This is a genomic window from Microcoleus sp. PH2017_28_MFU_U_A (genome assembly GCF_020738035.1).
In the GTDB taxonomy this organism is placed as follows: Bacteria; Cyanobacteriota; Cyanobacteriia; order Cyanobacteriales; family Microcoleaceae; genus Microcoleus.
In genome coordinates, this window is record NZ_JAEQCX010000184.1 from 1 (window position 1) to 8,935 (window position 8,935).

Annotated in this window: 10 protein-coding genes; 2 read left to right on the forward strand and 8 right to left on the reverse strand. The window is 46.9% G+C overall.

Annotated features, from left to right (window positions below; all coding sequences use genetic code 11):
• Positions 1 to 190: 190 nt before the first annotated feature.
• The 5 genes from aroQ to glyA all read right to left on the reverse strand — a co-directional run bounded on the left by aroQ (position 191) and on the right by glyA (position 5,903).
• On the reverse strand, positions 191 to 631 hold the full coding sequence (gene aroQ / locus JGK14_RS32725) for a type II 3-dehydroquinate dehydratase (protein WP_293146934.1): 441 nt from the start codon (positions 629 to 631) through the stop codon (positions 191 to 193).
• 114 nt (positions 632 to 745) lie between these two features.
• Positions 746 to 883 carry a hypothetical protein gene (locus JGK14_RS32730; RefSeq protein WP_293178014.1) on the reverse strand — a complete coding sequence of 46 codons (138 nt, stop codon included), beginning with the start codon at positions 881 to 883 and terminating at the stop codon, positions 746 to 748.
• A gap of 595 nt (positions 884 to 1,478) precedes the next feature.
• Positions 1,479 to 2,735, reverse strand: coding sequence for a competence/damage-inducible protein A (locus JGK14_RS32735; RefSeq protein ID WP_325315958.1), 1,257 nt, complete (start codon positions 2,733 to 2,735; stop codon positions 1,479 to 1,481).
• A 231-nt stretch (positions 2,736 to 2,966) separates the two neighbouring features.
• Positions 2,967 to 4,022, reverse strand: coding sequence for a glycosyltransferase family 4 protein (locus JGK14_RS32740; protein ID WP_293178008.1), 1,056 nt, complete (start codon positions 4,020 to 4,022; stop codon positions 2,967 to 2,969).
• Positions 4,023 to 4,619: 597 nt separating this feature from the next.
• Positions 4,620 to 5,903 (reverse strand): serine hydroxymethyltransferase, encoded by a 1,284-nt coding sequence (gene glyA / locus JGK14_RS32745; RefSeq protein ID WP_293193772.1) that lies wholly within the window; start codon positions 5,901 to 5,903, stop codon positions 4,620 to 4,622.
• A 310-nt stretch (positions 5,904 to 6,213) separates the two neighbouring features.
• Between glyA and JGK14_RS32750 the strand changes: the two genes are divergently transcribed.
• On the forward strand, positions 6,214 to 6,411 hold the full coding sequence (locus tag JGK14_RS32750; protein WP_293133771.1) for a hypothetical protein: 198 nt from the start codon (positions 6,214 to 6,216) through the stop codon (positions 6,409 to 6,411).
• Here JGK14_RS32750 and JGK14_RS32755 read toward each other — a convergent pair.
• The gene (locus JGK14_RS32755; protein WP_293193774.1) at positions 6,404 to 6,652 is read right to left on the reverse strand and encodes a hypothetical protein; all 249 of its coding nucleotides are present in this window, start codon (positions 6,650 to 6,652) and stop codon (positions 6,404 to 6,406) included. The genes JGK14_RS32750 and JGK14_RS32755 overlap by 8 nt on opposite strands.
• Position 6,653: 1 nt before the next feature.
• Between JGK14_RS32755 and JGK14_RS32760 the strand changes: the two genes are divergently transcribed.
• Positions 6,654 to 7,127: a Tic20 family protein gene (locus tag JGK14_RS32760; RefSeq protein ID WP_293177999.1), complete on the forward strand. Its 474-nt coding sequence runs from the start codon at positions 6,654 to 6,656 to the stop codon at positions 7,125 to 7,127.
• A gap of 131 nt (positions 7,128 to 7,258) precedes the next feature.
• Here JGK14_RS32760 and JGK14_RS32765 read toward each other — a convergent pair whose 3' ends face one another.
• Together JGK14_RS32765 and JGK14_RS32770 are read right to left on the reverse strand one after the other, a co-directional pair.
• Entirely contained in the window at positions 7,259 to 8,035 is a 777-nt protein-coding gene (locus JGK14_RS32765; protein ID WP_293193776.1) for a fumarylacetoacetate hydrolase family protein, read from the reverse strand.
• Positions 8,036 to 8,127: 92 nt separating this feature from the next.
• On the reverse strand, positions 8,128 to 8,802 hold the full coding sequence (locus JGK14_RS32770) for a 5-formyltetrahydrofolate cyclo-ligase (RefSeq protein ID WP_325315959.1): 675 nt from the start codon (positions 8,800 to 8,802) through the stop codon (positions 8,128 to 8,130).
• Between the last annotated feature and the right edge of the window lie 133 nt (positions 8,803 to 8,935).

Sequence of the window (8,935 nt, forward strand, 5' to 3'; positions counted from 1 at the left end):
TACCCATTACCCATTACCCATTACCCATTACCCATTACCCATTACCCATTACCCATTACCCATTACCCATTACCCATTACCCATTACCCATTACCCATTCTTCTGATTAATTTGAATTCAAGCCAAACATATAAGGGCTGGTTTTCCATCTAAAACCGGCCCTCATCCGATCTCGAAAATCGGTGAAATTTTAATTTTTAATCAGATAACTAACTAGAGCTTGCAGCCCCAGCCGATAACTTTCTGAGCCAAAACCGCTGATTTGCCCGATCGCCACCGCCGCGATATACGAGTGGTGCCGAAAAGCTTCCCGTCGGTAAATATTGCTCAAATGAACTTCCACCGCAGGGATATTCACAGCGGCGATCGCGTCTCTAATTGCCACACTCGTATGAGTATAAGCTCCAGCATTAATCAACAAGCCTTGGTGCTGCCCTAACATTGAGTGAATTGCATCCACCAAAACCCCTTCATGATTCGACTGCTGAATAGAGACTTGCACCTGGAGGGCTTGCGCTTCTCGTTCTAGCAACTTGTTGATATCATTTAAAGTCGCAGAACCATAAACTCCAGGTTCTCGCTGACCCAATAGATTCAGATTAGGGCCGTGAAGTACCAGGATATTTAACAATTTTAAAAATTCCAGCGCAACAAAATTTATGAGATTTTTGAGAGTTTTGACTTGGGATTTAGAACCAGTCTTCAACCTCAAACCTCAAACCTCAGATTTCACATCTAGTCCCGACTACCGGCGATGCCTGGGTTGGTTGACTGGAATAGGAATCGGTTCGAGTTCCGGTTGAGCTTCTGGACTCAGCAGTCCTTCTATCAGCTTGCGAACCCATTCTTTAATTTGTTCCAGCACCTTTTCAATGTCTTCCATTGAACGGATAGCTCCTTTTTTTATAGTCTAGATTGGTGACGCTCCTACTCTGAATCAAAGATTACAGCGTAGGCATCTGAGTCCTGTTAAGGATATCGAGATCTTCCTTCGAGGTACTCCAAAATGTTTCTCTCGCTCGGCGTTTTATAGTGAGGAACACGTCCAGCCCCACTGTTTTTGCACTAGATCAAGGATTGTTTGTTCAGGCTGTGAAGATTTAAGAGTCCTACGGAATCGGTTAACCTTCTATCCTTCACAAACCTGGGTTTCATCCCACCCCAAATCAAAGATTAGGTCGTGGGGATTCCCGCCGAGCTAGCTAAACCGACGGCTAAATCCCTGAAAATAAGCAAGCACGACTTTGAAACCAAAGGTCAAACTTGCTTTCTCGCTTGCTGGTTGTTGGGAGCAACGCTTTTAAGCAAAGGAGAGAATCAGTGTATTTGCCAATCAGCCCTGTCTTATTATCATAACGAATCTTTACAGATAATCAATAGGCAAGGGGAAAATTACTGAAATATCTCGGACTGCAATTATTAAATAAAGCTTAAGCTTAAGGATGAGTATTGACAATTGACAAAGTGTTAGAGGTTTTCTACGCTTTTGCCAATAATAATTTACGCCGGAGCCGATCGAGCGCCGTACAACTACTCAGATTTCTAATCCAATCGCGAGTGCGGGCATAGCCGAAACGGTATTCAAAACTTTCAGCCTCGCCGTCGGGGCCCGCTAAACCGATATAAACCAGTCCGACAGGTTTAGCATCCGTGCCGCCTCCTGGGCCCGCGATGCCTGTAATGCTCAATCCCCAAGTGGTGTTGAGACTGGCGCGCACTCCCGCAGCCATTTGTTTTGCGACTTGCTGGCTGACTGCGCCAAATTCGGCTAAATCTTGGGGATTAACACCTAATAATCCTTCCTTAACCCGATCGTCATAGGAAATAATTCCACCCAAAAAGTACCTCGAACTGCCGGCAACACTGGTCAACATCGCTCCCAACCCTCCTCCCGTGCAGGATTCAGCCACACTAAGAGTTTCGCCAGCCAACAGCAACAATTTACCGACAGTCGAGGCGAGGGTATCGGTATCGGCACCGTAACAGTCTAAGTCAGTAATCAGTAGCAACTGTTGTTCGATCGGCTCAATTAACTTTTTAGCATCAGCTTCCGACTGGGCGCGGGCCGAAATCCGCAGTTTGACTTCGCCGTGATTGGCGTAGGGAGCAACAGTAGGATTAGTTAAATTCAGAAAATTATCTACTTTTTCCGCGAGTGCCGACTCAGCAATTCCCCAAAATTTCAACGTGCGACTGCAAATAGTTGCACTGCACCAGCCGTTATTTTTCAAGTAAGGAACGGCGATTTCTTGCCACATCAAGTGCATTTCCGCCGGTACCCCGGGAAATGTCATCACTGTGACATTGGGAACCGGCTGCCAAATAATCCCCGGTGCAGAACCTGTCCGGTTTGATAGAATGTCCGCACCTTCGGGAATTAAAGCTTGTTTGCGGTTGCTCTTGCTCATGGTGCGTCCCCGCTGAGCAAATTTTTGTTCGATATCGGCGATAATTTCCGGCCTTTCGATGAGGGGAACACCAAAATAATCGGCGATTGTTTCGACTGTGAGGTCGTCTGGTGTGGGGCCGAGGCCTCCGGTGAAGACCAAAAGTTGCGATCGACCTATAGCTATTTCTATCACCTGTTTAATGCGTTCTGGATTGTCTCCCACAACTGTTTGATAGTAGTGAGGGATGCCCAAACTCGCTAATTCTTTCGCTAAAAACTGGGCATTGCTATTAAGAATATCGCCTAACAGCAATTCAGTGCCAACACAAATAATTTCAGCAACCATTATTCTATTTTAGATTTTAGATTTTGGATTTTAGATTGGTTATTGGGCATTGGGCATTGGACATTGGGCATTGGGCATTGGGAAGAAGGCCCGCGCAGGGCATTGGGCATTGGGCATTGGGCATTAATGATTGGTGATTGGTGATTCTTACTAACAAGTAACAACTAACAACTAACAACTGACAACTAACAACTGTCAACTGTCAACTGTCAACTGTCAACTGTCAACTGTCTATCTTGCGTGCCTCCAAACTTTCCAGCTAGCGTATCCCAGCAAACTTGTAGCTCCCATAGCGTAAACTATGCCACTTGGAACTGAAAAAGCTAGGGCTAAACTTCCTACCCAAAGTGTCAGCGAGTAAATAAATAAAACCGCAAATCTATGGGATAGTCCGGCTTCTAGGAGTCGGTGGTGCAGGTGGCGTTTGTCAGCAATAAAGGGCGATTTGCCGTTACGGAGCCGATCGAGAATCACCGCCGACATATCTAAAATCGGTACAGCTAAAATTAAATATGGCAGTAACACAGAAGTAACAGCCGTAGTTTTAACTAACCCAATTACTCCCACTCCAGCGAGAGTAAACCCGATAAAATAAGCCCCGCCATCTCCCATAAAGATTTGAGCCGGATTGAAGTTGTAGCGTAGAAATCCCAAGGTGCCACCAGCTAAAGCCGCTGCAATTAGGGCCGCCGCCGGTTGGTGCATCGACAGACTGACAATCAGCATCACAACTGCTGCAATCCCCGAAACTCCGGCTGCTAAACCGTCCAAACCATCAATCCAGTTAATGGCGTTGGCCATACCGACGAGCCAAATCACGGTAATGGGCAAGCTCAGCCAGCCAAGATCCGTCAGTCCCAGGGAGGGAACTGTGAGAAACTCAATTTGTACGCCCGCGTACCAAGCGATGCTGGATACGCCAATTTGCATGAGCAAGCGTTTGATGGCTGAGAGCGAAAACAAGTCGTCTGCTAAACCGATGAGGAAGAATCCGATGCCGCCGAGGGTGACTCCCCAAACTTGGTATTCGTCTTTGGGATTGAGAACTTGTCCGCTAGCATCGATGAAGCCTCCACAGAGCCAGACAAATAACAGGGCAATCAGAGTGCCGAGAAAGATAGAGACTCCTCCCAAGCGTACCATGGGGCGCTGGTGGACTTTTCGCTCGCCTGGCCGATCGACTCGCCCGCTTTTGAGACCAATGGTTTTGACTATTGGCGTACTCCAGAGGACGACGCTCGCAGAAACCAGAAAAGCGAGTACATGATACAGATACTGGTGCGGCATCTGAAATTAATTTTAAATAGTGCGGGCAATTATACTGTCAGGCAGAGTCTACTACATTTCAGATGGCTTGTAACCAGGAAACATTTTTAAGAGCGACTGGGGGTTTGGGAGCCGGAGATTTGCCGGAGTGGAAGTTGCCAGGATGCGAATTGTCAGGTTTTTAAATGATTCCTCTCGAATTAATCGTCTTTCAATCGCAATGTTGATCGACTTTTTCGATATCCATACTTGCCAAGCGAGCTGAGTTGAGCGGTATCTTTCGCGATCGACAAATACCGTTAATCAAACCAGCGCCGCTCGACAAATATTTTTAGTAAAAACTGCCTTTCGCGATCGAGATTTTCGATAAAAACTGCTTGTCAAGATCGCAAGGAACAACTCTCAATCTTTTGTAGCTCTTTTACCTTTTTACCAGAAAGAATTGGTTGAAAGCCTCTCCTTGATCGGGAGAAATTAAAATCAGACTATTCATTACTCCCATCCTATTCCTTCTAGGTAGAGGTCGCTCTCCTTCGGTCAACTGTCAACTGTCAACTGTCAACTGTCAACTGAACCGTACACTTCCAACTACCAATTCCCCATTGCCGATCAGGAAAATTAAGCTAATGCCGGCACTTTCAAGAACAAGTGCGGGTATAACGGGAAGCGATCGCACAGTGCGGCTACTCGGCGCCGACATTCGGCGGCGACGCTTTCATCATCTGGATTTAGCAGTCGATCGGCAATAATATTACCAATCTCGGTAAATTCTGCTGTTCCCATTCCTCTTGTCGTCATCGCGGGCGAACCGAGTCTCAAACCGCTGGTGACAAAGGGCGATGCTGGATCGAAAGGCACCGTATTTTTATTAGCAGTAATATTCACACCGCTGACTAATTGGTCGGCTCGCTTGCCTGTCATGTTTGCCGATCGCAAATCTACTAGCATTAAGTGATTGTCGGTGCCGCCGGAAACGAGTTTTAAACCCCGCTGCTGCAACTGTGCAGCTAAAGCCCGCGCATTTTCAATTACTTGACCGGAATAAGTTTTAAATTCCGGTTTTAATGCTTCGCCGAAAGCTACAGCTTTGCCCGCAATCACGTGCTCTAAGGGGCCGCCTTGAGTGCCGGGAAATACTGATTTGTCGAACTTTTTGCCCAGTTCGGGGTCATTGGTCAAAATCAAGCCGCCACGGGGGCCGCGCAGGGTTTTGTGAGTGGTGGTGGTGACTGCGTGACAGTGGGCGAGGGGGCTGGGATGATGGCCTGTGGCGACTAATCCGGCAATGTGGGCGATGTCGGCGAGCAGGTAAGCTCCAATTTCGTCGGCGATCGCTCTAAACTTTTCAAAGTTGATAATTCGCGAATATGCCGAATAGCCGCAAATCAGCAATTTTGGTCGGTTTGCTTTAGCCTGTGCCAAAATTTCGTCGTAGTCGAGCTGTTCAGTTTCTTTGTTGACGCCGTAGTGAAAAGCTTTAAACCATTTACCGGATACATTAACCGGCGAACCGTGGGTCAAGTGTCCGCCGTGGGACAAATCCATGCCCATAATTCCGTCCCCTGGCTCTAGCAAGCTCAAAAATACTGCAAAGTTGGCTTGAGCGCCGGAGTGGGGCTGGACGTTGGCGTGGGCTGCGCCAAAGAGCTCTTTAGCGCGATCGATCGCGATTTGCTCGATGCCGTCAATAAATTCGCAGCCGCCGTAATAGCGTTTCGCTGGCAGCCCTTCGGCGTATTTATTGGTCAGCACTGAGCCTTGAGCTGCCATTACGGCTGCGGAGGTAAAGTTTTCGCTGGCGATCAGTTCTAAGTGATCTCGCTGCCGCTGGAGTTCTTGCCCGATTAAATCGGCAATTAGCAGATCGGTTTTGGAAAGGAAGTCTAAGTTAGTGTCCGTCATTCGATTTTAGATTTTAGATTTTGGATTTTGGATTGACCCCACGGCTCAAGTCGGGGGAAGAGAGGATTTGAGATTTTAGATGCAAGGATTGATTCCACGGCTCGATCCGGGGGCTTGTACCATCAAGAAATTCTTGGTCACAATAATCAACCTCTTCAGAAATTTGGGGATTGGGAATTGGGGATCTTGTACCATACTACGGATTTCGCACCATTGACATAAATATTACGTTGTGTTCAGGTTAAGCCGTTTGTCCCAAATTCCTGACATACAATGAAATTACTGGTGTGGAACCTGCCGGAGGTATCAAATGTTAGTCATTCTAATGGAAAATCAGATGCTTGCCCCTCAGTGTGTTTGCCAAAGTTGTGTGCTCGCCGATCGCACTGGCCAACCGCGCTGGAGCGGTGGAGAGCTTCGCTGCGGTCATCCAGTTGCCAAACCTACGGAAAATTTGCCCGATCGATACGAGTGTCAAATGGGCTTCGTCATTGCCAATATTAAATAATCATCGGGCATCGGGAATTGGGCAAACAGGGAATTGGGCGAAGCGAAGCGGAGGGATGGGGCATCGGGAATGGGGCATCGGGAATGGTGACTATTGAACCCGACTTGATATAAGTACCCATGAATCTACTCGGCTTGCTCGTGTGGGCAAATTCCGGGCGAGTCGGAACGCTTGCCTGCTGCTGCGTTATCCTGAATTTAATGCGAATTGATAGTTTATCGATCGACTCAGGAGAGTTCATTATGACTTGGCGCGGATCTACGACTGTTCCAGACCGGATTTTTGCTTCTTTGCCTTACTTGCTACCGCTGATTGACGGGCTTGCCTTTGGTAGGTTTCTGTTTACACAGTTTCCTGTCCTGCAACTGTTGTTGATACCGCTATCTCCATTGATGCAAATTTATAGTTTGCCCTTTGCTAGCTTGGTTATTTTCTTTGCCCTGTATTTAGGAGTAGTTAGAAACGAAAACATCAGTCACTTCATTCGTTTTAATGCGATGCAGGCGATTCTTTTAGACATTGTTTTGATGCTCTGCGGTTTGGTTTTGCCAATTTTTGCAAAAGGCTTCCAAGTCGCATTTATTGCAGAGACTCTGTATAATATGGTGTTTTTAGGCGCTTTAGCTGCATTTTTCTATGCAGTGGTTCAATCGGCTTTGGGACGCTATGCAGAGATTCCTCCCATTTCGGACGCTGTTTATATGCAGGTACGTTAGTAAGTAGTTATTGGTTATTTGTTGGTTGTTATTTGTTGGTTGTTATTTGTTGGTTGTTATTTGTTATTTATTCGGATCAAACCTAATAACCAATAACCAATAACCAATAACCAATAACCAATAACTAATAACTAATAACCAATAACTACGATATTTTCAAGACTGCCGATGCCTTCAATTTCAATGCGGACTCGATCGCCTATTTGCAGCGGCCCAACTCCTTGGGGCGTTCCAGTCAGTATCACATCGCCGGGATTTAGGGTCATGATTTGACTGATGTAGGAGACGAGAAAGTCTGGGGAAAATACCATGCGATCGATCTGAGATGACTGTATCGGTCGATCGCTCCCATTGACAAAAGTCTGCAACTGTGCAGCAGGACTCAATTCGCGGACAATCCAAGGCCCCAAGGGACAAAACGTATCGAACCCTTTAGCCCTCGCCCACTGGTTGTCTCGCTTTTGCAAATCTCGGGCTGTTACGTCGTTGGCGATCGTATAGCCCCAAATTTTGCTGTGTGCTTGTTCGGGAGTGCAGTTGGTACAATGTTCGCCAATCACCAAGGCCAATTCTCCTTCGTAGTCTACCCTTTCCGACTGCTGCGGATAGCGAATTGCTCCACCTGCTGCGATGACAGCGCTGGGAGGCTTGAAAAACAGCAGCGGTTCTTCGGGTACTGGAGTTCCCATCTCGGCGGCGTGATCGACATAATTTTTGCCGACGGCTACAATTTTTGAGGGAGAGCACGGGGCGAGAATTTGGTAACTATCTGGTGCAAGTTCCAAATCAGTTGGTTGTCCTTTTAACCAGGGAGGTGCATCAAATACTTGAACGCTGCGGCTAAGTTGCAGCAAACCGTAATGGATGTGTCCTTGTGTTGTTTTAACTCGAACGTAGCGCTGGGCCATAATATTTTAGATTTTAGATTTTGGATTTTAGATTAAATAGGACTTTCAGTAGGATACATATAAACACGAATCTAGGGATAATTACTGAAAATTTATTGCTCGATCGACCTTTGGGATTTTTCCTGTATCATTTCTAACCCGCTTTCGGTGCAAACTCCGTGCAGCGCTTTGTCCCAGGAGTCTACTGGTAGCTGGGCTAGGAAGGCAAATTCAAAGATTGTGCCGATCGCAATTTTTGATTCCCACTCAGTTAAACTGAGCATTCGATCGTAATAGCCGCCGCCGTAGCCCAAGCGATAGCCGCGAACATCGCAACCTACAGCGGGTACGAGGATTAAATCTACTTCTGAGCGGTCTATTTTCGGAGCATCAGGCAGCGGTTCTAGGATGCCATAAGCTCCAGTATGTAAAGCATCTCCGGGCTGCCAGATGTGCCAGGACAACTGTTTGCCGACACAGCGGGGAAATCCCCATTTTTTAGGGGTGGGAATGGCATTTGTGGGACAGGCATCTTGCCTGTCTCCAGAATTGAGCAGGCAAGATGCCGGCTCCACAGAAGATGTAAATAGGGGACTTAAATCTGGTTCTTGGCGAAAGCTAAAGTAGGCGAGGATTGTTTTTGCTTCGGTAAATAGGGGCGAGTTGTGCAGGTGGTTGCAAAGGATCTCGCTCTTTTGTCTCCATTCTGGTGCTGATAGGGATTTGCGGGTGTTCAGGAGCGATCGTCTTAATTCGGTTTTAGTTAATGAAGGTTGAGAAGTGTTCATCATACAGTCATAAAAAATCGTTGGTAGTGAGGACTTGGCGTTGCTGAATCAGGGTATGAGACGAGAAAAAATGCGAGATTGGAGCCGAAAATGATTTCTGGGATTTTGATTGGGAATTGGAACATCTCCAAAT